Annotated in this window: 23 protein-coding genes and 1 pseudogene; 17 read left to right on the top strand and 7 right to left on the bottom strand. The window is 60.6% G+C overall.

The window, feature by feature from the left end:
• Positions 1–61: 61 nt before the first annotated feature.
• Both C266_RS00115 and C266_RS00110 read right to left on the bottom strand, forming a co-directional pair.
• Positions 62–1,084 carry a polysaccharide deacetylase family protein gene (locus C266_RS00115; RefSeq protein WP_010803893.1) on the bottom strand — a complete coding sequence of 341 codons (1,023 nt, stop codon included), beginning with the start codon at positions 1,082–1,084 and terminating at the stop codon, positions 62–64.
• A gap of 14 nt (positions 1,085–1,098) precedes the next feature.
• Entirely contained in the window at positions 1,099–1,656 is a 558-nt protein-coding gene (locus tag C266_RS00110; protein ID WP_010803894.1) for an ester cyclase, read from the bottom strand.
• A gap of 130 nt (positions 1,657–1,786) precedes the next feature.
• Here C266_RS00110 and C266_RS00105 point away from each other — a divergent pair, with 130 nt between their 5' ends.
• The gene (locus tag C266_RS00105) at positions 1,787–2,713 is read left to right on the top strand and encodes a LysR family transcriptional regulator (RefSeq protein WP_036660859.1); all 927 of its coding nucleotides are present in this window, start codon (positions 1,787–1,789) and stop codon (positions 2,711–2,713) included.
• Here C266_RS00105 and C266_RS27170 read toward each other — a convergent pair.
• Positions 2,696–2,770: pseudogene (locus C266_RS27170) on the bottom strand (isochorismatase family protein); the annotation flags it as partial. The gene C266_RS00105 and the pseudogene C266_RS27170 sit on opposite strands and share 18 nt — an antisense overlap.
• A gap of 235 nt (positions 2,771–3,005) precedes the next feature.
• On the opposite strand from C266_RS27170, the gene C266_RS00100 reads away from it, so the two are divergent.
• The 4 genes from C266_RS00100 to C266_RS00085 all read left to right on the top strand — a co-directional run bounded on the left by C266_RS00100 (position 3,006) and on the right by C266_RS00085 (position 6,497).
• The gene (locus C266_RS00100) at positions 3,006–3,752 is read left to right on the top strand and encodes an SDR family oxidoreductase (RefSeq protein ID WP_010803896.1); all 747 of its coding nucleotides are present in this window, start codon (positions 3,006–3,008) and stop codon (positions 3,750–3,752) included.
• Positions 3,753–3,909: 157 nt separating this feature from the next.
• Positions 3,910–4,764: a DJ-1/PfpI family protein gene (locus tag C266_RS00095; protein WP_010803897.1), complete on the top strand. Its 855-nt coding sequence runs from the start codon at positions 3,910–3,912 to the stop codon at positions 4,762–4,764.
• A 49-nt stretch (positions 4,765–4,813) separates the two neighbouring features.
• Complete coding sequence (locus C266_RS00090; RefSeq protein ID WP_010803898.1) at positions 4,814–5,278, top strand: DUF4440 domain-containing protein; 465 nt, start codon at positions 4,814–4,816, stop codon at positions 5,276–5,278.
• A 172-nt stretch (positions 5,279–5,450) separates the two neighbouring features.
• Positions 5,451–6,497: an SDR family oxidoreductase gene (locus C266_RS00085; RefSeq protein ID WP_010803899.1), complete on the top strand. Its 1,047-nt coding sequence runs from the start codon at positions 5,451–5,453 to the stop codon at positions 6,495–6,497.
• A gap of 150 nt (positions 6,498–6,647) precedes the next feature.
• Here the strand turns inward: C266_RS00085 and C266_RS00080 are convergent, their stop codons facing one another.
• Positions 6,648–7,595, bottom strand: a complete 948-nt coding sequence (locus tag C266_RS00080) for a GlxA family transcriptional regulator (protein ID WP_010803900.1) — start codon at positions 7,593–7,595, stop codon at positions 6,648–6,650.
• A 207-nt stretch (positions 7,596–7,802) separates the two neighbouring features.
• Here C266_RS00080 and C266_RS00075 point away from each other — a divergent pair, with 207 nt between their 5' ends.
• Positions 7,803–8,222, top strand: coding sequence for a Rid family hydrolase (locus C266_RS00075; RefSeq protein ID WP_010803901.1), 420 nt, complete (start codon positions 7,803–7,805; stop codon positions 8,220–8,222).
• Between the two features lie 33 nt (positions 8,223–8,255).
• Here the strand turns inward: C266_RS00075 and C266_RS00070 are convergent, their stop codons facing one another.
• Positions 8,256–8,999, bottom strand: coding sequence for an SDR family oxidoreductase (locus C266_RS00070; RefSeq protein ID WP_010803902.1), 744 nt, complete (start codon positions 8,997–8,999; stop codon positions 8,256–8,258).
• A 99-nt stretch (positions 9,000–9,098) separates the two neighbouring features.
• On the opposite strand from C266_RS00070, the gene C266_RS00065 reads away from it, so the two are divergent.
• A complete protein-coding gene (locus tag C266_RS00065; protein ID WP_010803903.1) occupies positions 9,099–10,010 on the top strand; it encodes an AraC family transcriptional regulator in 912 nt (303 codons plus the stop codon).
• Positions 10,011–10,263: 253 nt separating this feature from the next.
• Here C266_RS00065 and C266_RS00060 read toward each other — a convergent pair whose 3' ends face one another.
• Together C266_RS00060 and C266_RS00055 are read right to left on the bottom strand one after the other, a co-directional pair.
• Positions 10,264–10,968 (bottom strand): SDR family oxidoreductase, encoded by a 705-nt coding sequence (locus C266_RS00060; protein ID WP_010803904.1) that lies wholly within the window; start codon positions 10,966–10,968, stop codon positions 10,264–10,266.
• Between the two features lie 214 nt (positions 10,969–11,182).
• Positions 11,183–12,334: an MFS transporter gene (locus tag C266_RS00055; RefSeq protein WP_010803905.1), complete on the bottom strand. Its 1,152-nt coding sequence runs from the start codon at positions 12,332–12,334 to the stop codon at positions 11,183–11,185.
• Positions 12,335–12,553: 219 nt separating this feature from the next.
• Here C266_RS00055 and C266_RS00050 point away from each other — a divergent pair, with 219 nt between their 5' ends.
• From C266_RS00050 to alc, 10 genes are all read left to right on the top strand, one after another.
• Positions 12,554–13,492 (top strand): LysR family transcriptional regulator, encoded by a 939-nt coding sequence (locus C266_RS00050; protein ID WP_010803906.1) that lies wholly within the window; start codon positions 12,554–12,556, stop codon positions 13,490–13,492.
• Between the two features lie 19 nt (positions 13,493–13,511).
• Positions 13,512–14,126: an LON peptidase substrate-binding domain-containing protein gene (locus tag C266_RS00045; protein WP_010803907.1), complete on the top strand. Its 615-nt coding sequence runs from the start codon at positions 13,512–13,514 to the stop codon at positions 14,124–14,126.
• A gap of 147 nt (positions 14,127–14,273) precedes the next feature.
• Positions 14,274–15,146, top strand: a complete 873-nt coding sequence (locus C266_RS00040; RefSeq protein ID WP_010803908.1) for a hypothetical protein — start codon at positions 14,274–14,276, stop codon at positions 15,144–15,146.
• A gap of 2 nt (positions 15,147–15,148) precedes the next feature.
• Positions 15,149–15,820 carry a GntR family transcriptional regulator gene (locus C266_RS00035; protein WP_051126079.1) on the top strand — a complete coding sequence of 224 codons (672 nt, stop codon included), beginning with the start codon at positions 15,149–15,151 and terminating at the stop codon, positions 15,818–15,820.
• Positions 15,821–16,007: 187 nt separating this feature from the next.
• A complete protein-coding gene (gene dkgB, locus C266_RS00030; protein ID WP_010803910.1) occupies positions 16,008–16,811 on the top strand; it encodes a 2,5-didehydrogluconate reductase DkgB in 804 nt (267 codons plus the stop codon).
• A gap of 350 nt (positions 16,812–17,161) precedes the next feature.
• Positions 17,162–17,707: a tRNA adenosine(34) deaminase TadA gene (gene tadA, locus C266_RS00025; RefSeq protein WP_081636094.1), complete on the top strand. Its 546-nt coding sequence runs from the start codon at positions 17,162–17,164 to the stop codon at positions 17,705–17,707.
• Positions 17,704–18,636 (top strand): muramoyltetrapeptide carboxypeptidase, encoded by a 933-nt coding sequence (gene ldcA / locus C266_RS00020; RefSeq protein ID WP_010803912.1) that lies wholly within the window; start codon positions 17,704–17,706, stop codon positions 18,634–18,636. The genes tadA and ldcA overlap by 4 nt, the downstream gene beginning before the upstream one ends.
• Before the next feature lie 347 nt (positions 18,637–18,983).
• Positions 18,984–19,928, top strand: coding sequence for an allantoinase PuuE (gene puuE / locus C266_RS00015; RefSeq protein ID WP_010803913.1), 945 nt, complete (start codon positions 18,984–18,986; stop codon positions 19,926–19,928).
• A 138-nt stretch (positions 19,929–20,066) separates the two neighbouring features.
• A complete protein-coding gene (gene uraD / locus C266_RS00010) occupies positions 20,067–20,600 on the top strand; it encodes a 2-oxo-4-hydroxy-4-carboxy-5-ureidoimidazoline decarboxylase (protein ID WP_010803914.1) in 534 nt (177 codons plus the stop codon).
• A 97-nt stretch (positions 20,601–20,697) separates the two neighbouring features.
• Positions 20,698–21,659 (top strand): allantoicase (gene alc / locus C266_RS00005; protein ID WP_010803915.1); only part of this gene is annotated, 962 nt, incomplete at its 3' end.

Here is a 21,659-nt window from a genome sequence, read left to right as displayed (position 1 = left end):
GGCCATCGGCCGAAGGCATTCAAACGAAGATGCCGTTGACGTCTCCGCCATGCGGTATGCGTCAAATGGTTTCGTTCTCGCGTAGGGTCAGTGGGCTGCTGGCTGCGAATCGGGCGATCTCGTCTTTGCGCATGAAGGCGACGCCGGACTTGCGCTTTGCATAGGTGATGAATTCGTCCCACACGCTCACCATCTGCGGTGAGCCGCTGATGCGGTCGTGTGCGCTGATCGACATCATGCGGCGTCGCGATCCAGCCTCCTCATACAACGCATCGAAGTCCCGCTTGATCTGTGCCAGGAATTTGTCCGGCGAGTAGTGGCGTCCCTCAATCAACAGGATGTCGTTGTTGCGCAGGGTGTAGGGGACGACGACGAAGTCCTTGCCGTTGACCTGCTCGATAAAAGGTTCGTCGCGGCTGACGTCGTCGATGTGATAGAGATAGCCGAGTTCCTGCAGAAGCGATAGCGTATTGGGACCGCGACGTAGCCAGTTGCAGTTGTAGCCCACGGGGCGCTGACCGGTGACTTCCTCGACCATGCGAGTTCCCTCGGCAATGAATCGATTCTCTTCCTCGCGGTTCATCGCGTACTGAGAGCTCCAGCGCGGGCCGTGGCCGGCTGCTTCGTGTCCTCTGGCCACAATATCGCGAGCCAGATCCGGGTGCTTCTTTGCTGCCTCGCCGATCATGTGGGAGGTCACTTTCACACCGTGGCGGTCCCAAAGATCCAGCATGCGGGGAATACCTTCCCGATAGCCGTAAGCGAACCAGGTGTTCGTTGCGGGATCGGAAGGTACGTTGGCCGGGAAGTCCACTGTTGGGAAAGGGCTGTCAGTCCCTTTCGGTGGCTGGCCCCCCGCCTCGAACTGCATGGAAATGGAAACCACAAGGCGGGTGTTGCCTGGCCAGAACTTGCCGTTGTCATTACGAGGCTGAGTGGACTTGGTCATTGGTTTCTCTGTATTTGCTTGAACGCTGGGGAGCATCGAAGCGGTTGCGATGCCACCGGCAATCACGCCTGTCTGCTTGAGGAATTGACGCCGCTTTGCATCCGGCGCCTGCGGGGATTCCCGTGTCGAGGCCATGGGGGCGATCTCCGTTACTTGGCCGCCAGGCCAGCCTGTTGGAGGAAGGTGAGGTTGTCTTCCAGATGCCAGTCCTCGGCGATGCGCCCGTCGGCGATCCGATAGATGTCGGTCGCAATGAAGTCGATGTTCTGGCCGCTCCCCTGCTTGCCCATGAAGGTGCCGGTGAAATGACCAGTGAAGTGGAGGTGGGTGACCACGCGGTCGCCGGCCACGATCATCTGACGAACTTCGCAACGCAGGTCCGGCACGGCAGCACGGAAACCCTTCGAGGCGGCAAGCACGCCTTCGATGCCTTGAGGACGACCGTCAGGCAGGGTGTTGTCGAAGAACGTCGGTGCAAGGGCGTTCCGCGCCATGGCCTCGTCACCAGTGTTCCAGAACGTGCCGTAGCGGCGTGCCGCGAGAATTTCTGCTTCGAGCGTCTTCTTCGGAAGACTTCTATCAACGACCAAAGTACCGGGTTTGACCAGGTCGTCAAATTGAGCAAATGCCGGTGTGATCACGGTTCCCAAGATAAGGGCCGGGATCAGGGCGGCCGTGTGAAGCCATCGGTGTGTCTTAGCGTGCATGAGGATCTCCAGGATTTGAGAGGTCGTGGCACCGGTGTCGGTGTCCGGTCTGTTGCAATAGTTACTCAACAAATCGTGGATAAATACGGGTATTCTTTGAATGGATCCTTTCCAATAATTCAAGAATTGAATGATGATCGACAACCTCCCGAGCCTGCGTACCTTTGTGCGCGTTGTGGCCGCTGGAAGCCTGTCTGCTGCTGCGCGAGAAATGGATATGTCGCTTGCGATGGTCAGCAAACGGCTCACGCAGCTCGAGCGTGAGCTAGGTATCCGCCTGCTCCAACGCACCACGCGAAAGCAGGTGCTGACAGAGGAGGGGGTGCTGTTTCACGCCGAAGCTGTTCGAATACTCGAGGCTATTGAGCAGGCGGAGGCGGTCATCTTGGGGAGGTCTCAAGCTATTGATGGGACGGTTCGTCTGAGCGCTCCCGTAGAGTTTGGCCGGCAGTGGATCGCCCCCGCCATTGCGGCCTTCCAGAAGAAGCATCCCAAGGTGCTCGTCCAACTGACACTTTCCGATGTTGTCGTGGATCTTCTCGATGCGAACATCGATCTGGCCATCCGTTTCGGCAACCTGGCGGATTCATCACTTATCGCCCGTCCGCTGGCCCCCAATTTCCGGGTGCTTTGCGCATCGCCGGCGTACCTAAAGCGGTTCGGAGTACCCAATCACCCAAATGAGTTAATCCACCACCAGTGCATACTGATCGGTAACCACGCCCGAGCGGTATGGACATTTGATGGCGAGGAGCATCTCTCGGTGCAAATCATCGGAACCTTCCTCACGAACGACGGCAGTGCGGCCCATACGTTGGCGCTCGAAGGTGCGGGCATTGCACGCAAGTCAATCTGGGACGTGGGCGATGAAATCGCCAACGGCCGGTTAAAGAGGGTGCTTCCGGCGTTTGCAATCCCCGCTGCACCGTTGAATGCGATCTACCCGACTGGGCGTCATCTCGCGCCGCGTGTGCGTGCCCTGGTGGAGTTTCTGGGTGACAGGCTGAGCAAAGCGTGGCGGTGGGAAAGCATGCGGGAAGCTGACGTTAAAGCCTAGTTCATGGGCTTGGCGGGCAGTTGATTCGACGCCAATACTCGTTGCGACGCCGCAAACTGGCCCTGGTCCGTTCGGCCCGGCGCCATCCCGTCGACATTCCAAGGGGGGGGCAGGTCAGTCGATTACTGCCTATCAACTCACCTGCTACGTGTGTCGTTTTTTGAGGGATATAAGTCCTTTGCGTCATTCTGTGTGGATTCCATAATTTGCTCACGAAATCGAGTTGAAGCAAGCGCAGTAGCACTTGATTCTTCGGCTCGATCGATAACGAAGCAGAGAAAGGAACATAGACATGAGGCTTAAAAACAAATCGGCGTTGATCACGGGTGGCACGAGTGGCATTGGTCTTGCCACTGCCAAGCGCTTCATTGCAGAAGGCGCCAAAGTGGCGGTAACGGGTCGCGATGAGGCCGTGTTTGATCGCGTAAAGGCAGAACTTGGCGAGAACTCGCTCGTCCTCAAGGGCGATGTACGTTCGCTCAAGGACATGCGAGCGATTGCTGCCGAGGTGAAAGAGAAGTTTGGTGGTTTGGATGTCGTTTTTGCCAATGCTGGCTGGGCTTTCCCATCCGCACTCGACGACATCGACGACGAACGCTACAGCGAGATCATGGACATCAACGTCAAGGGCGTGGTGTTCACGCTTCAAGCGGTGCTGCCGGACTTGAGAGAGGGCTCCTCGGTCATTCTCACGACATCGTTCGTCGATCAGACCGGCAAGCATGGCATTTCGTTGACTGCGGCGGCAAAGGCCGCGGTGCGATCGCTTGCCCGTAGCTGGTCCTACGAGTTTCTCGATCGCAAAATCCGCTTTAACGCGATCGCTCCCGGCGCAATAGAGACGCCCCTGATTGGCAGATGGGGTATGGCCGACGAGGAGGTTCGCAACCTCAAGGTGGAACTCGCGAAAGCCATTCCGGTGGGCCACATGGGCAGGGCCGAGGACATCGCCCACGCGGCGCTTTATCTCGCTAGTGACGAATCCTCCTACGTCGTCGGCACCGAACTGGTCGTCGATGGTGGCGCTTCGCAGCTTTAAGTCTTCGGTGCCCGATTTCAGCCTCTGAACCTCATCGCTGTCTGTCCAAACCCGCAAACCCAATTAACGCCCGCCAGGATTTTCGCCGTGGCGGTTCTTCAATCTGGCCCAACCTGGCTGTGCTTGGAGCGGGGCCAAAGTGCAAGGAGAAATTGTCTTGACCGACCATAGCAAAAATAACGCCTCTGGAGAGCAACTTACCAGAGCAGGTCATTCCCGCCGAGGTGCCCTCAAGTTTGGAAGTGTCGCCGCGCTCGGCGCCGTAGTGGGTGGTGGCGCATTGTTTGGCGGCGCCACTCCCGCTTTTGCGCAGGCGGGCAGTAAGGCGGAGCTTGCCCCGAATGAACCCCTCAATATTCTGATCGTGAATTACGACGGGGGCACGCTTCTCGATTTCGCTGGCCCTAGCGAGATTTTTCATCGACTACCCAATACGAACGTTCGCTACGCGAGTCTCAATGGCGGTAACGTCACCCTCGAGTTCGGGGTTGTTTATGGCAACACGGAACGACTGGCCGATATCGAGAAGACCGACCTGATCCTGGTGCCCGGTGGTTCCGATTTGTCGGCGCCTATGCGTCCGGAATACCTGAAGCAGATTCGACGCCTGGCCGACGGTGCCAAACACGTTACGTCGGTTTGCAATGGATCGCTCGTACTCGCTGCAACTGGCATCCTCAAAGGTAAGCGAAGTGCCTGCCATTGGGCCTTCGTCAACAAGCTCGCCGAATATGGCGCGATCGGTGTTCCGGATCGTTTTGTAGAAGACGACAATGGCCGGTTCATGAGCGGTGGAGGCGTGACAGCGGGCATCGACTTCGCACTTCGCGTTGCCTCGAAGATGAGGGGGCAACAGGCCGCCGAATTTACGCAGCTCGTGATCGAATACGATCCCGCTCCGCCATTCCATTCCGGTCATCCCAGAGACGCACGGCCGGAAGTCGTCGCGATGGTCGACAAGGAATTGCCCGGCGCGTCCAAGGGCCTCGCCAGAATTCCAGGCGTTCGCTGAAATATTCGCGCTCACCTTCACTTCCCCCTCTTTGACTGGAAACAGATCGATGCGACAAATCCGTTATTTTGCTGCTGCCGTTGCAGTTTGCCTTTCGCCTTTCGTGGTTGCCCTGCCTGCGTATGCCAATGGCCCGCAGCCTCAAACCGAAGCGGCCATCAAGGCCGAGAACGCCCGATGGGTGCAAGCCTATATGCGCGGCGATTACGAGGCGATAGGCCGCCTCTATACAAAAGATGGCTCGCTCCTGCCGCCCGGAGGCAACAGGATCGTCGGGGCCGCAGCAATCGTCGAGCACTTCACGAAAGCCAGCGCCGGATCTCAGCCTGACACCGTATCTTTCAGCAATTACGAATTCTATGGTGACGATCGGGTCGTGACCGAGGTGTCGGATGCCGAGATCCACGATCAGAGTGGAAAGCTCAAATACCGAGGCAAGCAGATCCTCATCTTCTTGAAGCAGGGCGGCACTTGGAAGCTGCATCGCGACATGTGGAACGATTCCGCACCCTAACCGGCGTTAGCGCCCCTGCATTTTGCTGACGGGAGCCGTTCTGTTCCGGACTCAGGCCGGCGCCCCCTTTCTCACACACGTCGCTGCGGGCATGCGGCGACGTGTTGAAAGGCCGAAAAGGGCAGGTTGCCCGTGCGGAAATTAACGTATTCGTCTTGCGAGTGACCTGACCATGAAGACAGTTGTCGTTGCAGGTGCGGTGGGCGTCATAGGCCGGGGAGTTCTCGCGTTCTATGAAAACAAGGACGTGAACCTGGTAGCCGTCTCCCGCCGGACACCGGATTTCCCCACGCGCGCGAAGCACTTGCCGGCCGACCTGCTCGATCGCGATTCCTGCGAAAGATATTTCTCTCAGGTTCCGCACGCGACCCTCCTCGTGTTCGCTGCCTATCAAGAGAAATCCTCCCCCGCAGAACTCGTCGACGTGAACCTGCTGATGCTCAGGAACATGGTCGAGGTTATGGAGAAGCACGCACCGAATCTGCGGCACATCACGCTGATGCAAGGTGGCAAGGCTTACGGCGTGCATCTCGGTGCAATGCCACTCTCGCCGGCGAAAGAGAGCGATCCTCGCCATATGCCCCCCAACTTCTATTACGACCAAGAGGATTTTCTCAGAGACCACTCGGTCGGGAAGGCGTGGTCTTGGACCGCGCTTCGTCCGGAAGGCGTTGCTGGTCTGGCGGTTGGGAATCCGATGAACCTGCTTATGGTGATTGCCATTTATGGGACTATCGCAAAAGCCCTTGCCGTTCCCATGTCGTTTCCCGGACCTCGTGCTGCCTACGACGCGCTGTATCAGGTGACGGACACTCGGCTCCTCGCTCGAGCCGTCGATTGGGCCGGAGAAACCGCGCACTGCCGCGGTGAGGTCTACAACATCACCAATGGTGACTACTTCCGATGGGCCCGGGTCTGGCCACGTTTGGCTGAATTCTTCGATGTTCCCGCAGGGGAGCCGATCCCGATGTCGTTGCACCAAATGATGGCGGGCAAGGCCGGACTATGGGGTGAACTGGTCAGACAGCATGGTCTGCGCCCGTACGCCTACGAGGAAATCGTATCGTGGAAGTTCGGCGACCTGATTTTCAAGTCCACCTTCGACAACATCACGAGCACCATCAAGGCACGCACGCACGGATTCCACGATTGCCTCGATAGCGAGGAGATGTATCTCGAGATGCTGGAAGACCTACGGCAGCAGCGGTACATCCCGTGACGTGGAGACGATGCCTGAAAATTGGCATTTGAAGACCGGCGGCTTGATCTTCCCGAAGGTGGGCCAATGTGATTTCGCAGGTCCCTTTGAAGTGCTGTCGCGCATTCCGAACTCGACGTTCCACACCGTGTGGAAAGACAAAGGGACCGATCAGCGGTTGCCGCTGAGCCTGCTTTCACGTCGAATTGATTGCGGCGGATGCCCATACAGTTTGACGAAGGCTCTGCGCATTCGCTCCGGATCGGTGAACCCCACAGCGAGAGCAATCTGCTCGATGGGTTCGCTACCGTCTTGCAAGCGCAGCCGCGCGGCTTCAACTCGCAAACGCTCGACCGCCTTAGCAGGGGTTTCACCCGTTTCTCGGCGAAATGCTCGCCCGAATTGTCTCGGACTCAAATTTGCAGCATCCGCGAGTCGCTCGACAGGTAGTGCTTCGGTCAAATGTTCCCTGGCAAAATTCAGCGCGATGCGAATGCGATCCGATTCCGGATCCATTTGCGACATGGCCGAGAATTGGGACTGACCTCCTGGCCTGCGATACGGAACAACTAAAAGCTTCGAGACGTTGCGCGCAGTTTCCGCGCCCATATCTTTTTCGATCATGGCTAGCGCCAAGTCTATTCCAGAGGCGATGCCTGCCGACGTCCACATGCGACCGTCCGCGATGTAGATACTATCGCCCTCGACTCTGGTGCGAGGGTAGCGAGACTGCAATTGAGCGGTGTAGCGCCAGTGCGTTGTTGCTCGCAGTTCGTTCAATAGGCCGGTTTCCGCAAGCAAAAATGCCCCCGTACACACGCTTGCCACCCGCGACGCTTTGGCACTCAATTTCTTGGCAGCAGCGATGTTCTCCGATTCCTGCATGGGGTCTATATCGCCACCTACGAAGATGACAGTATCAAACGCGCGTCTTCCGCTTGGCTTTGTTTCGATCGAAAGCCCCGCATTGCCAGGAACCAATCCTCCCGCCTGTGAGATGACATGAAGATCATATGGAGTGTGACCAACGGCTGTGGCCACCTGATTAAAAGTCGAAAGCGGGCCAGCAAGATCAAGCGCGTCGTAGCCACGGCAAACGAAGAATCCAATTCGATGCATGAAGATATTGTCAACCGAGAAGCCTGAGTTGTCGCATTTTAAGGGAAGTTTGAAGATAGAACTGTTTGTCCTAAATCGAGGGAAAAACGTCTTTTGAGACTTAATCAATCAGGCGTATGGTGGATGGCCTGAGCGGTGCGGGCAAGTCATCGGAGATCTAGCCGTTCATGTCGCTCGATAGAGAGAATCAAGACAAGGACATAAGGAATGACCAAGAAAGCGTTTCAGATCCCTGCGGATCATCCGATGTTTGCTGCGACGCAAAGCGGCTACGAGAGTTATGGTTATTCGCCAGCCGTTCGCGCGGGCAACTTCCTTTTCATCGCTGGTGAAGTCGGTTTCCGATCCGACGGCTCGGTTCCCGAGAGCGTTGCTGAACAGACTGAGGTTGCCCTGGAGCGAACCAAGGAAATCTTACGGCTGCAGGGGCTTACGATGGCCGATCTTGTCGAGGTGGTGAGCTATCACGTCAATCTTAAAGATACGGTCGATGAGTTCTTGCCGGTCAAGGCGCGCTACACCGAGCGTCCGTTCCCTGCCTGGTCGATAATCGGGGTCGAGGCGCTCGCGCTTCCTCAACTCAAGATTGAAATTCGAAGCGTCGCTGTTTTTCCCGAAGGGAAATAACCAGGAGGGATACGGACGCTGCTGGTGTCCGGTTCAGTGTCCGCCGGCCAACATCTCAGCGTCAGCGCCGGCGGGAATCCGCATGGCGCTTGACGGATCGGTCACCGCGCGCCACACCGCTTCGGCCACATCCCGCGCATGGGTGATCGGTCCCGGTTCACGCAATCCCGCCATGAAGCGCTGTACGACCCCGGCATACGCCTCGTGGTCGAGACCCTGCATGTGGGCGCGTCCGTTCTCGCCGAAGCGGGTCTCCGGCGCACGCCCTGGCAGCACCAGGTGTGCGCGCACACCGAACGCCCCGAGTTCCAATGCCATCGACTCGGTGAACGCGTTCACCGCCGCCTTGCTCGCGGTATAGGCGGCGATCAGCGGAATCGCTTTCAAGGTGACGCTCGACGTGACGTTCACCACGACGCCGGCTCTGCATTCCCTGAACTGAGGCAGCACCGCCTGCGTCACAGCCATCGTGCCGAAGGTATTGGTCTCGAAGAGTTCGCGTATCGTCGGCATCGGGGTGACCTCAAAAGGCGCTGCCGAGCCGAAGCCTGCATTGTTGACGAGAGCATCTAGCGGCCCCGCGGCCTCGACCGCCTGCCGGATGCTTTCCGGATCCGTCACGTCGAGCGCGAGTACGCGTAGATTTGCGGAGCTGGGCAGCACGTCCTCTCGCGGCGTGCGCATTGTCGCGACAACCTTCCAGTTGCGCTCGAGGAAGTACCGGGCGGTTTCAAGGCCGAAGCCGGAAGAGCATCCGGTGATCAAAACGGTTTTCATTGGGTGGCTCAAAGGTGAGTTGCAACGCCAAGACGATAGACCACTGCGACCGGACTTTCTATAATTGGGCGTCCAGAATTAATTTGCAGGAGTCCGGGTATGGTTGACCCGTTGGCAGAGGTGGTCACGCTTCTCCAGCCACACGCCAGGCACGCCAAGCTCGTCGTCGGCGCTGGGCCATGGCATATCCACCGCTCGGATGCCGGGCAGCCGTTTTATTGCGTCGTTCTTGAAGGCGCCTGCCGCCTCGCGGTTGACGGGGGGGAAACGATTGAACTCAGCTCGGGGGATTTCATCCTGGTCCCTGAGGCTTACGGATTCGCAATGTCCAGCATGCTGCCGCTCCCGGCCGATATGCCGGAAGCCGTACCGGTTGCCCTGGCCGTCGGGGAATTCCGGATCGGCGATCAGAATGGATCGCCAGACCTGAGCATGCTGGTGGGCCATTGCAGCTTCGACTCTCCCGACGCGGACCTGCTGGTGTCGCTGCTTCCGCAGGTCGTGCATGTACGTGGCGAGCCGCGACTCACCACTCTTGTTCAGCTTGTCAAAGACGAGTTTCGCGACCGGCGTCCGGCGCGCGAAGTCATTCTCGACCACCTGCTCGAAGTCCTGCTCATAGAAGCCCTTCGCTCGACGACCGGGACACCCGCGTCGCTCGGCCTCGTGCGGGGGCTTGCCGACGAACGCCTTGCCGTCACCCTCCGCCGGATGCATGAAAGCCCGGCCAGAGCGTGGACGGTGGCAGAGTTGGCCAGGGAGGCTGCACTCTCTCGTTCAGTCTTCTTCGAGCGTTTCAGCCGTGCGGTAGGCCTCGCGCCGATGGCGTATCTGCTGACCTGGCGCATGGCCTTGGCGAAGAACATGCTTCGGCGGAGCAACCGTGGCATCGCAGAGATTGCGGAGTGCGTCGGCTATGGTTCTGCGAGCGCGTTCAGCGTTGCGTTCGCCCGTCACGTCGGATTGCCGCCGGCACGCTACGCGCGGGAGCAGGCGATGCCTGCCCTCTGACTTCACCGAAGGTAAGTATCCGGCCAGAAGCGCGTTCGGCGTGAATGGCATGGCTTTCGATGAACGCGTCGAAGTCGAGTGCATGGCGTCCAAGTCACCGGAAGCCTGCGGGCGTTGACGAGCGGGCAAGGCAACCGTCCTTACCCTGATAACCCGCCCGAGCCCAAGGTCGTCACGCTGTAATGCAAGTTGGCGACCGATGCGCTGCGCACCCCGGAATGTCTGCAATGCGTTCTGCGGGTGCGCGCCTGCCTCAAACCGAGCGTGTCAGTCCACCGTCGACGCGAATGTTCTGGCCGGTGATGTAACCGGCACCATCGGACGCCAGAAACGCCACGGTCGCCGCGATCTCTTCCGCCTTGCCGTAACGCTGCATCGGTACGCTCTCACGTCGCGTCTCTTGCTGCGGCAGGCTGTCGATCCATCCCGGCAGGACGTTGTTCATCCGCACGTTGTCCCTTGCATACTTGTCCGCAAACAGCTTCGTGAACGAGGCCAGTCCGGCACGAAACACGGCGGATGTCGGGAACATTTCGCTCGGCTCGAACGCCCACGCCGTCGAGATGTTGATGATCGTGCCCGAGCCTTGCCTTTGCATGATCGGGGTCACGAGTCGCGTGGGGCGGATCACGTTCATCAGATACGTGTCCATACCGCGATGCCAATCCTCGTCGCTGATTTCCAGAATCGGCGCGCGTGGGCCGTGGCCTGCACTGTTCACGAGCACGTCGATACGGCCCCAGCGCTCGACGGCCAACGCGACCAGCTTCTCCAGCGCATCGTTCGACTGGTTCGATCCGGTGACGCCCACACCGCCCAGCGCCGTGGCCAATGCCTCGCCCTTGCCAGACGACGACAGGATGCCGACCTTGAAACCGTCCGCCGCGAGACGCCGAGCAGCCGCCGCACCCATGCCGCTGCCCCCGGCCGTAATCAACGCCACTTTTTCTACTGTCATGCCGATATCCTCCGAATACGCTGACGAACACCCCGGTGGTGGTCAGCCTTCATGATTTGCGTGCGTCAGCGTAACATTGCCGCGCACGCTCGGCGCACCGGATTTCAACGCATCACTCAGTAGAAAAATCAGAACGTGATGCAAGCCCTCCGCCGATTGCCGTCGCTTAACGTGTTGCCCCCCTTCGCTGCGGCTCGTCGGCAGTGGCCAGAATTTACGCCTGAATACGCTGCACGAAGCCATGCCGTCTGGCCGCAAATGCGACACCCCATGCAGCCAGTGCGAGCACTACCAGCACATGTGGCAGCGCGGCGGCACCCCATGTCGACAGTACTGCGCCACCGAGGATCCCGCTGCCCGCGAACGACAGATTGAACACCGTCACGAGCATCGATTGCGCAACGTTCTCGTGCTTGCCCGCCGCGTTGCCCAGCGCCGTTTGCAAGATCGTCGGTGCGCCGCTGAAGCAGAGGCCCCAGAGTATCGCGCCCGTGATGAGTACCGGCCACGACGTCGGCCATGCCCCGAAGACGATGATGACAATCGTGAACCCGGCGAGGGCCAGCAGCACAAGTCGGCGCAGCCAGCGATCCACCCACAGCCCGACGCCCCAGAGTCCCACGAGCGTGCAGATGCCGAACGTCGACAAGATGGCGGCGAGCCGGTCGCCCATGCCTGCCGACGCCAGAAACGGCGCGATGTAGGTATAGAGCGTGTAATGCGCGATAACCCACAGCATCACCACCGCGAGCACCGGACGAACGCCCGGCAGACGAAGCACGTCGATCATCGAGGCCCGCGCGCCGGAGGCGCTGCCGGTGTCGTTCGTGCTCGGCACGTCGGGCACGAACAGGCGTATCCAGCCGACGAGAATCAGCGCGACGGCCGCCAGAGCACCGAACACCCAGCGCCAGCCGATGAGATGCCCGAGCGCGGTGGCTGCGGGGACACCGATCGCCAACGCGAGAGGGACGCCGAGCATGGCGATCGCGAGCGCGCGTCCTTGCCGCGATGGGCTAACAAGGCGGCGCGCATAGGTTGCGATCTCACTCCATGCGAGCCCCGTTGCCAGACCGACGACGAAGCGCGCGGTCAGCGTCAGTGTGAAATCGGTCGAGACAGCGGTGACCGCATTGCAGACAGCAAAGCCGAGCAGGGCGGCCAGCAATACCGTGCGGCGCGACCAGCGATGCATCAGCACGGTCAGGGGCACGGCCCCAAGGCCCGCGCCAAGCGCGCACAGGGTGACCATCTGGCCTGCCCATGATTCCGAGATGTTGAAGCCGTCGGCCAGTTGCGGCAGCAGGCCGGCGGGCACTGTTTCGTTCGCGGCCGCCACGAACGTGGCGAGCATCAATGCGGTCATCGATGCCCAGGGCGTTGCGTCGGCTAACGTGGACGATGTTGCCGCGCGGCCGGGCGATGGCGTTGGGGAGGAACGTGGGGAGGAGGTGGGGGAGGTTGGCATAACGGCGGCGTCCAAACATGAAGTGTCCCGGGCGGGACGATGTGACGTAGTCTGCCAACGCGCGCTATATTTGATAATTCGCGGGAAATTTGAATGACTTTCAAATCTGGATGAAAGATGGCGACGGACAAACTTGGCGACATGCGTCTTTTCACGAGTGCGGCGACGCTCGGCAGCCTGTCGGCGGCCGGGCGCAAGCTGGGCCTGTCGCCCGCTGCGGCGAGCGCGCGTCTGGCGAAGCTCGAGGCGTCGTTGCAGACGCGTCTGTTCGTGCGCACGACGCGTCAGTTACGTCTCACGGACGAGGGGCGCGTCTATCTTTCGCATTGTCTCGTCGCCTTGCAGGCCATTGACGACGGCGAAGCGGCGCTACAGGCAGGGTGCGCAGCAATACGGGGCAAGATCCGGTTGTCTGCCTCGACCGATTTTGGACTGCACAAACTGTCGCCCTGGCTCGACGAATTCACGGCGCGTCATCCTGATGTGCGGCTATCCCTGACCTTGACCGACTCCATTTCCAATCTTGTGCAGGACGACGTCGATCTGGCGATTCGCTTTCGCGAGCCGAATGACGGCACGCTCGTGGCGCGGCGTCTTGCGCCGATGTGCCGCGTGCTGTGTGCGTCGCCGGATTATTTGGCCCGTCATGGAGAGCCGGCGACCCCGGAGGCACTCTCGGCGCATCGGTTCATCGTGTTGGTGACATCGTCGGGGCCGCTCAACGAGTTTTATTTTCGTCAGGCGGAGGCGGTCTGGCAATTCACGGTGCCGATGGCGCAGGCGTGGGAGACGAACGACGGGACGCTGGCGCGCCGCTGGGCGCTTGACGGACGGGGGATTGTGCGCAAAACGCTGTGGGATGCCGCCGACGATGTGCGGGCGGGGCGGCTGAAGATCCTGCTGCCCGATTACATCGTCAAGGAGCCGGGGGTGTATGCGGTGCGGCACCGTACGCGATACATGGTCCCGCGCGTGCGCGCGCTGCTCGATTTCCTGATCGACCGGTTCGCGCAGGAGGCATCTGCCTGGCCGGACATCGGCACTTGCCGCGTGTGACTTCGTGTCATCATATGGCATGGCCCAGATCCCGCTCTTCCCGCTCGGTAATGCCCTGTTTCCCGCTGGGGTATTGCGTTTGCGCATCTTCGAGGTGCGCTATCTCGACCTGATCAAGCGATGCCTTGCCGACGGCACCGAATTCGGTGTCGTCGTCTTGCGTCAGGGTAGCGAAGTCCGTCTGCCCGACAGCGTCGAGGAACCCGCCATGATCGGCACGATGGCACGCATCGACGACTGGCATGCGACCATGCCGTCGTTGCTCGAAATCGTGTGTCGCGGCACGACCAAGTTCCGTCTCTCGTCCGTCGAATTGGGGAAATACGGGTTATGGATGGGAGAGGCGCAGATGTTGCCGGACGATGCCAATGTCGCCGTCCCCGATTCGCTCCAGATCAGCGCCGATACCTTGGGCAAACTGATCGCCGGGTTGCAGCGCGATCCGGCGCGTGCGGCGAAATTGCCGTTGGCGCCGCCGTACCGGCTCGACGAATGCGGATGGGTTGCCGATCGCTGGGCCGAGTTGCTACCGTTGCCGGCACACGAAAAGGAGACGCTGCTGGGCATGGCGGACCCGGTGGCACGTCTGGCGCGCATCCAGGCCTTCCTGACGGATCACGGCGTGCTGTCCTGAGCGCCCGGACGGGCAAGGTGTGGCGGGGACGTTTCGTCAATGCCGGTCAGACAGGCGATAATGCGGCCTGCAAAGTCTCTCCCTGCCGGCGTACCACGTCGTGCCGCTGCCAGCGGCATCGGGTACGGGGCATCGTTACAAAAGTCCATGACAGTCCAGATCAACGAAGAACTCAAGGCGTACATCGATCCGTTGACGCCTGATGAATATGCTGCGCTCGAACAGAGTCTGCTTGCCGAAGGTTGCCGCGACGCGCTCGTCCTGTGGGGCGATGTGCTGGTTGACGGCCACAATCGCTACGAGATCTGCCGCAAGCACAACATCGAATTTCGAACCGTCCAGAACCCCTCGTTCAAGTCGATGGACGACGTGCGCCTGTGGATGATCGACAACCACCTGGGCCGGCGCAGCGTGTCCGATTACCAGCGCGGCGTGCTGGCGTTGCGCAAGAAGACGATTCTCGAAGCGCGCAGCGGCGCACAAGCTCCCGCGCCGGCGGAAGCCCCGCACGCCGCGATGGCGAACGATGGCGCCGCACAGGACGACGGCAAGACCTCGATTCCGGCGCACACGATGGCGCTCACGCGCGCGGCGCTGGCTCGGGCGGCACGTCTGTCGAGTAATACGCTGGGGCAAATCGAGCAGATCCACAATGCGGCGGCGCCGGAATTGGTGGATGCAGTCAAGCGTGGCGAAGTGTCGATCAATGCGGCGGCAGCCGTCTCGACCTTACCGGCCGCGGCGCAAGTGGCAGCGGTGGTGGCGGGCAAGCAGGAGTTGCGCGAGTTGGCACGTCAGGTGCGTGAGGCGCGCCCGGTCAAACCGCGCAAAAAGAAGGACGAAGAGATCGTTGAAGACGACGATGACGGTACCCCGCCGTGGGACACCAGCGCCGATCCGTCCGACGAACTGACGCGTCTGTCGAAAGAACTCAAGGCCATGACCGCCGAGCGCGATGCGCTCAAGAAAAAGGTGGCCCATCTGACGATTGCGCTCGCGGAGGCGCGAGCGGGTAAGTGATCATGCGAACTTCCGGACCCCAGGCACGTCATCAGGCCATTCGCGACACGCTTCGCCACGAGATATTGAGCGGCGTGCTCCCGGGTGGGTATCAACTTCGTCAGGAAGCGCTGGCCGAGCGCTTCAACGCCAGCCGAGTGCCGGTGCGCGAAGCGTTGCGCCAACTGGAAGCGGAAGGATTGGTCACGCACCATCTGAACCGTGGCGCAACGGTAGCGAGCATGAATCTCGAACAGTTGTGCGAGTTGCTCGATATTCGCGTGGCGCTCGAATGCCACGCCGCCAAGCTCGCCGTGCCCAATATGGCGGAGCACGACTTTCAGGTGATGGAGCAGATCCTGGCCGAGTACTCGGCGTCTGAAGTCGTCTCGGAGTGGGCCGAGTACAACCGGCGTTTCCATCTGGCACTCTGCGCGCCGGCCAACAACCGGCGCCTGCGGATGCTCATCGAAGAATACTGCCTCAATACCGACCGTTATTCCCATTTGGCCATGTCGCAGGCCACCGGCAAAGAGAAGCCGCAGCACGATCATTACGAGATTCTGGCTGCATGCCGGCGTCGCGACGTCACGGCGGTGGTGTCTCTTCTTGAGGCACACATCCTCAGAACGCGTAATGAAATCAAGGCGATGGCACGCGATGACGTCAGCTTTCTTTCGCGCGCCGCCATCTGAGCTCATTCTCCCGATTGCAGAGAGCAACATAGTAAGTCGCACGGATTTATGAACCCGAGGCACGAATCTTGTGCGTCTGCGGGGACTTTTGGCGCGAGCGGGAATCCGACACACTGTGGTCTTCAGTCAAGCCATTCAACCGACGTTGATTTTTTCTGGCATGACGTTTTCGACAGGAGTTGCACTCATGAGTCTTCCCGCCTTCGGCCTCGGCACGTTCCGTCTCAAGGGCCAAACGGTATTCGACACCGTCACCAACGCGCTGGAGTTGGGTTATCGCGCCATCGACACGGCGCAGATCTATGAGAATGAGGCCGACATCGGCCGTGCGCTCGCGGCATCGCCCGTCAAGCGTGACGAGCTGTATCTGACGACCAAGATCTGGATCGACAACTTTTCCCACGACAAGCTGATTCCGAGTCTGAAAGACAGTCTGTCGAAGCTGGGCACCGACCGCGTCGATCTGACGTTGATTCACTGGCCGTCGCCGGCCAATGCCGTGTCGATGGAGGAATATCTCGGTGCGCTGCGCGAGGCGCGTGAACAGGGGCTGACGCGCGCCATCGGCGTGTCCAATTTCACCATCGCGTTGCTTCGGCAGGCCATCGGTATTGTTGGCGCGGGTGAATTGGCGACCAACCAGATCGAACTGAGTCCGTATCTTCAGAACCGGAAGGTAGCGGAATTTGCCCGCTCGCAGGGGGTGCCCATTACGTCGTACATGACGCTGGCGTACGGGAAAGTGCTGAACGATCCGGTACTGGCGAAGATTGCCGGCGCCCATGGGGCGACTACGGCGCAAGTGGCGCTGGCGTGGGCGATGCAGCAGGGGTATGCGGTGATTCCGTCATCGACCAAGCGTGAGAATCTGGCCAGCAACATGAAGGCGCGCGATTTGCGTCTGAGCGATGAGGACATGGCGCAGATTGCAGCGCTGGATCGCAACGATCGTCAGGCCAACCCGGCATCGCTCGCCCCGGCCTGGGATTGAAATATTCGGTAATACGGGCCTGGCATCGTCCGAGCACGGGAGAGATTTTTCGTTCGATCGTGCAGAACCCGGGGGCTGGCCGTGGCCGGCACCATGCTGATGGCGCTGACCGAGGTTGCGACGCTTGTGCTGTATCGCAAGCGCCGTGTACCGAACGCCGTGACGTGATGGCGTGAGGGGGTGATGGCTGGCTGCGAATGCGGGATATCGCGGGTGACGGGATGTGGCGAAGGGCGTGGTGGTAGCGGGGGGCTGTGCGAGAATAGCGCATTGCCGATAGCGGCCAATTGCGCTGTGCGGGGCGAGTCCGGAAGGGGTGGCAACGCGCAGCGGCTTTTCGTCAACGTTTCATGAATCGAGATTTACCCGCGACCGACGAGACCTACATGGGCCTGGCGCTCCAGCAGGCTCGCGCCGCGATGGCGCAGGGAGAGGTGCCGGTCGGCGCCGTAGTCGTTTGCGACGGGCAGGTCGTCGCCGTCGGGCACAACTGTCCGGTGGGCGGGCACGATCCGTCTGCGCATGCCGAGATGCAGGCGTTGCGGGCTGCGGCGCAGGCGTTGGGCAACTATCGTTTGCCGGAGTGCGAGTTGTACGTGACGCTCGAACCGTGCGTCATGTGTGCGGGTGCCATCATGCATGCGCGAATCAAGCGGGTGGTGTATGGCGCGATGGACCCCAAAACGGGGGCCTGCGGCAGCGTGGTCGACCTGTTTGCGGAGCCGCGCCTCAATCATCATGCCGAAGTCATTGGCGGTGTCATGCGCGATGAGTGCGTCGGCATTCTCCAGACCTTCTTCAGCGAACGGCGTGCTGCAGCGAGGGCACGACGTTTGTCGGCCGCCGCCGAGGCAGCGAGCGAGACGCCGACGCCTACACCGGGATCTTCCAATTGACGCAGACCAAGCATCTCCAACTGATTGCCCCGTCCGGCTATGCGCCTGATGCCGAGGTTGCCACGCGTGGCGTCGAAACGCTGGAGCGGCTTGGCTACACCGTGGCCAATCGTGAAGCACTTGAGCGCCGGTATTTGCGCTTTGCGGGCACCGATGCCGAGCGCGTGGCCGAAATCAATCAGTTGGCGCAACGAGATCACCCTGTTCCCGATGTCGTACTCGCGGTGCGCGGCGGCTATGGGGCTGTGCATCTGCTCGATCATCTCGACTATGAGGGACTGCATCGCCGGCTCTCGGGCGCGCCGGTGGCGATGATCGGTCACAGCGACTTCACCGCAGTGCAACTGGCGCTGCTGGCGCGGGCGCATCTGAGCACCTTTGCTGGGCCGATGTTGCTGGCGGACTTCGGTGCGGAGTCGCTGAGCGACTTCACCGTCACGCAATTTCAATCGGTGCTGCACTCACCGAGTCACGTTGCTCAGTGGCAGGGCGATGGTGCGAGCGGGGACATCGACGTCTCCGGCACCTTATGGGGCGGGAATCTGGCGATGGTATGCAGCCTGATCGGCACGCGGTATCTGCCGCAGATCGATGGCGGTGTGCTGTTCGTCGAGGACGTGAACGAGCCGCCTTATCGGGTTGAGCGGATGCTGTATCAGTTGCATCAATCCGGCATTCTGGCGCGGCAGCGGGCGTTGGTGCTGGGAGACTTCTCGCAGTATCGCGTGACCGACTACGACAACGGGTACGACATGCCGACCATGATCGAGAGTGTGCGCAAGGTCATCGGTATTCCGGTTGTGACGGACATGCCGTTCGGTCATTGTCCCGACAAACTGACCTTGCCGGTCGGGGGGCATGCCAGATTGCAGACATCCGGGGCAGAGGTCACGCTGACGCTTACGGGATATCCCTATATGGCGGCGTGATGCCGGGCTGAGGGTTCGGGAGCACATAAACGCGGCATACGAAAGCACGCCGGGTCGATTCGACGGCCCGGCGTGCTTTTTTTGTTGTCTTGCCGGTTTGATGATGGTTGCGCGAAATTTGTGGTTGTTTGGCGGGTACTTCGGGGGAGTTGACGTTCCAGAGGACGGGGTGGAGAGGGCGATGTAAAGCGCAGTCTGGCGGCGTGCAGGGTTGTGGGCGAATGGCAGAGATGGGGCGACTATACGTCCAGGCGCAGCCTGAATATCTGAATATGGCTATGTTTCCGGGGAGTGGATTTGGCTACACTTCTTCGATCGTTCCGCCATCAGAAGGACGCCAAGACATCATGGCCAGCAACAACGCAAGCTCCAAGGACTATCCCCGCGACCTGATCGGTTATGGCCGCCACGTACCGTTTGCCGACTGGCCGGGGCGTGCGCGAATCGCCGTTCAGTTTGTTCTGAATTACGAAGAAGGCGGCGAGAACTGTGTTTTGCACGGTGATCGGGCGTCCGAGCAGTTCCTGTCCGAGATCATTGGTGCGGCGGCTTACGAGGCGCGTCACATGAGCATGGAGTCCATCTACGAATATGGCTCGCGTGCGGGCGTGTGGCGCCTCTTGCGTGAATTCGAGCGTCGCGGGCTGCCGCTGACCGTCTTCGGTGTGGCGATGGCTATGCAGCGTCATCCGGAAGTGACAGCGGCGTTTCAGGCGTTGGGGCACGAGATTGCGTGTCACGGCTGGCGTTGGATTCACTACCAGAACGTGGATGAGGCGACCGAGCGCGAGCACATGCGTATCGCCATCGACATCTTTAAGGAAATGACGGGGAGCGCGCCGCTTGGCTGGTACACGGGCCGCGACAGCCCGAATACGCGCCGTCTGGTGGTTGAGCAGGGCGGGTTTGTCTACGACTCGGACAACTATGGCGACGACCTGCCGTTCTGGACACAGGTGCAGACGAGTGGCGGCGAGGTCAAGCCGCATCTGGTCGTGCCGTACACCCTTGATTCCAACGACATGCGCTTTGCTGCGCCGCAGGGTTTCAACACGGCGGACCATTTCTTCCATTACCTGCGCGATGCCTTCGACGTTTTGTACGCGGAGGGGGACGAGGCGCCGAAGATGTTGTCCGTCGGCATGCATTGCCGGTTGCTGGGCCGTCCGGGGCGCTTCGCTGCGCTACAGCGATTTCTCGATCACATCGAGAAGCATGATCGCGTGTGGGTGTGCCGTCGCATTGACGTGGCGCGTCACTGGCAGGCGCGTCATCCGTTCGTGGCGGCTTAGGCGAGTTGATGCGTGAGGTGCTGCGCCTGGAGGGGCGTAGTGCCTAGTGGTTGGTATCCAGATTGAATCCGGCAGGCGTCATCGGGCTGTGCGAGAAGCACGGCGGGGCGTCATCTTTGTTTCCCAGGAGAGCGGTTGATGAACGCCCCGTTGCCTATGACACAACGTACTGTTGCCGAATTGTCGGTGCTGCTGCGCGCCGAGTTCGTTGCCGCGCTCGACGGCATTTTCGAGCATTCCCCGTGGGTGGCAGAAGCGGCGTGGGAAGACCGGCCGTTTGCCACCGTCAATGCGTTGCATGACGCCATGTGCCAGGCTGTGATCGATGCGGGTGAAGGCCCGCAGCTTGATCTCATACGTGCTCACCCGGAGTTGGCGGGCAAGGCGGCGGTGCGTGGCGAGTTGACGGCTGAGTCTACGCGAGAGCAGGCGGGGGCGGGGCTCGATCAATGCAGCGCTGAAGAGTTTGCGCGTCTGACCGAACTGAATGACGCGTACAAGGCCAAGTTCGGTTTCCCGTACATTCTGGCCGTGCGTGGTCACACGCGCAGCAGCATCATCGAGAACTTTGCCGGGCGCCTTGAAAACAGCCGGGCGGACGAGATCGAAGAATGTCTGCGACAGATCTTCCGGATCGCAGGATTCCGTCTGGAGGATCTGGTGCGCGACTAAGGCGCGGGCAGATCGGGCGGGCGGGTGTTCGCCACAGTGTTTCAAACAGGTTTCGTATTTATCCGTTTCAGACTTTACCGAATCATCAGGAGTTGGCATGGCCCTCGTTCCGCAAGATCCGAACGCACCGGAATTCGTGCGCCGTTACGTCAATCTGGCCGATCCGCGCCTGGGTGCGCAGGCATTGGAGGCCAGCGACGAATTCTTCGCGGCCAAAGAGCGCATGCTCAATCCTGAGCCGGCCGTCTTCATCCCCGGCAAATACGACGACAACGGCAAGTGGATGGATGGTTGGGAGACGCGTCGCAAGCGCGTGAACGGCTACGACTGGTGCGTGGTCAAGCTCGCGCGTCCGGGCGTGTTGTTCGGCGTCGATTTGGACACCAGCCACTTCACCGGCAACTTCCCGCCCGCGGCGTCGCTCGAGGGCTGCTACAGCCCGGATGGCGCACCGGGCGAGGCGGCCGAATGGTTCGAACTGCTCGCCTCGACCACGCTGCAGGGCAACTCGCATCACTACCACGCGATCATCAACCCGCGTGCGGCGACCCATGTGCGTGTGAACCTGTACCCCGACGGCGGTCTGGCGCGACTGCGCTTGTATGGTTTGCCGCAGAGCGATTGGGCGGGGCGTTCGCGTGACGAGTTGATCGACCTGATTGCGATGGAGAACGGCGGTTACGTGGTGGCGGCGAACAACCAGCACTTTGGGGTGGCGTCGAGCCTGCTGATGCCGGGTCGTGGCGTGAACATGGGGGATGGGTGGGAGACGCGGCGGCGTCGTGAGCCGGGCAACGACTGGGCGATCATTGCGTTGGCGCAGCCGGGCGAGATTGGCAAGATCGAAGTCGACACGGCGCACTTCAAGGGCAACTTCCCGGATCGCTGCTCCCTTCAGGCGGCGTATGTGACGGGGGGCACCGAGCAGTCGTTGATTACGCAGTCGATGTTCTGGCCGGTGTTATTGCCTGAGCAGAAGTTGGCGATGGACAAGCAGTTCTTCTTTGAAGAGCAGGTGCAGAAGTTGGGGGCGATTACGCATATTCGCTTCAACATCAT

It is taken from the genome of Pandoraea sp. SD6-2 (assembly GCF_000389825.1).
Lineage (GTDB): Bacteria > Pseudomonadota > Gammaproteobacteria > Burkholderiales > Burkholderiaceae > Pandoraea > Pandoraea communis.
The sequence above is the reverse complement of the archived record's forward strand: the minus strand, read 5'-3'. Positions and strand labels throughout refer to the sequence as shown.

Excerpts from the sequence above, each read along its gene's own strand:
- C266_RS00115 (WP_010803893.1), bottom strand. The coding sequence starts at position 1,084 with ATGGCCTCGACACGGGAATCCCCGCAGGCGCCGGATGCAAAGCGGCGT.
- C266_RS00110 (WP_010803894.1), bottom strand. The coding sequence starts at position 1,656 with ATGCACGCTAAGACACACCGATGGCTTCACACGGCCGCCCTGATCCCG.
- C266_RS00105 (WP_036660859.1), top strand. The coding sequence starts at position 1,787 with ATGATGATCGACAACCTCCCGAGCCTGCGTACCTTTGTGCGCGTTGTG.
- C266_RS00100 (WP_010803896.1), top strand. The coding sequence starts at position 3,006 with ATGAGGCTTAAAAACAAATCGGCGTTGATCACGGGTGGCACGAGTGGC.
- C266_RS00090 (WP_010803898.1), top strand. The coding sequence starts at position 4,814 with ATGCGACAAATCCGTTATTTTGCTGCTGCCGTTGCAGTTTGCCTTTCG.
- C266_RS00085 (WP_010803899.1), top strand. The coding sequence starts at position 5,451 with ATGAAGACAGTTGTCGTTGCAGGTGCGGTGGGCGTCATAGGCCGGGGA.
- C266_RS00080 (WP_010803900.1), bottom strand. The coding sequence starts at position 7,595 with ATGCATCGAATTGGATTCTTCGTTTGCCGTGGCTACGACGCGCTTGAT.
- C266_RS00075 (WP_010803901.1), top strand. The coding sequence starts at position 7,803 with ATGACCAAGAAAGCGTTTCAGATCCCTGCGGATCATCCGATGTTTGCT.
- C266_RS00070 (WP_010803902.1), bottom strand. The coding sequence starts at position 8,999 with ATGAAAACCGTTTTGATCACCGGATGCTCTTCCGGCTTCGGCCTTGAA.
- C266_RS00065 (WP_010803903.1), top strand. The coding sequence starts at position 9,099 with ATGGTTGACCCGTTGGCAGAGGTGGTCACGCTTCTCCAGCCACACGCC.
- C266_RS00060 (WP_010803904.1), bottom strand. The coding sequence starts at position 10,968 with ATGACAGTAGAAAAAGTGGCGTTGATTACGGCCGGGGGCAGCGGCATG.
- C266_RS00055 (WP_010803905.1), bottom strand. The coding sequence starts at position 12,334 with ATGACCGCATTGATGCTCGCCACGTTCGTGGCGGCCGCGAACGAAACA.
- C266_RS00050 (WP_010803906.1), top strand. The coding sequence starts at position 12,554 with ATGGCGACGGACAAACTTGGCGACATGCGTCTTTTCACGAGTGCGGCG.
- C266_RS00045 (WP_010803907.1), top strand. The coding sequence starts at position 13,512 with ATGGCCCAGATCCCGCTCTTCCCGCTCGGTAATGCCCTGTTTCCCGCT.
- C266_RS00040 (WP_010803908.1), top strand. The coding sequence starts at position 14,274 with ATGACAGTCCAGATCAACGAAGAACTCAAGGCGTACATCGATCCGTTG.
- C266_RS00035 (WP_051126079.1), top strand. The coding sequence starts at position 15,149 with ATGCGAACTTCCGGACCCCAGGCACGTCATCAGGCCATTCGCGACACG.
- dkgB (WP_010803910.1), top strand. The coding sequence starts at position 16,008 with ATGAGTCTTCCCGCCTTCGGCCTCGGCACGTTCCGTCTCAAGGGCCAA.
- tadA (WP_081636094.1), top strand. The coding sequence starts at position 17,162 with ATGAATCGAGATTTACCCGCGACCGACGAGACCTACATGGGCCTGGCG.
- puuE (WP_010803913.1), top strand. The coding sequence starts at position 18,984 with ATGGCCAGCAACAACGCAAGCTCCAAGGACTATCCCCGCGACCTGATC.
- uraD (WP_010803914.1), top strand. The coding sequence starts at position 20,067 with ATGAACGCCCCGTTGCCTATGACACAACGTACTGTTGCCGAATTGTCG.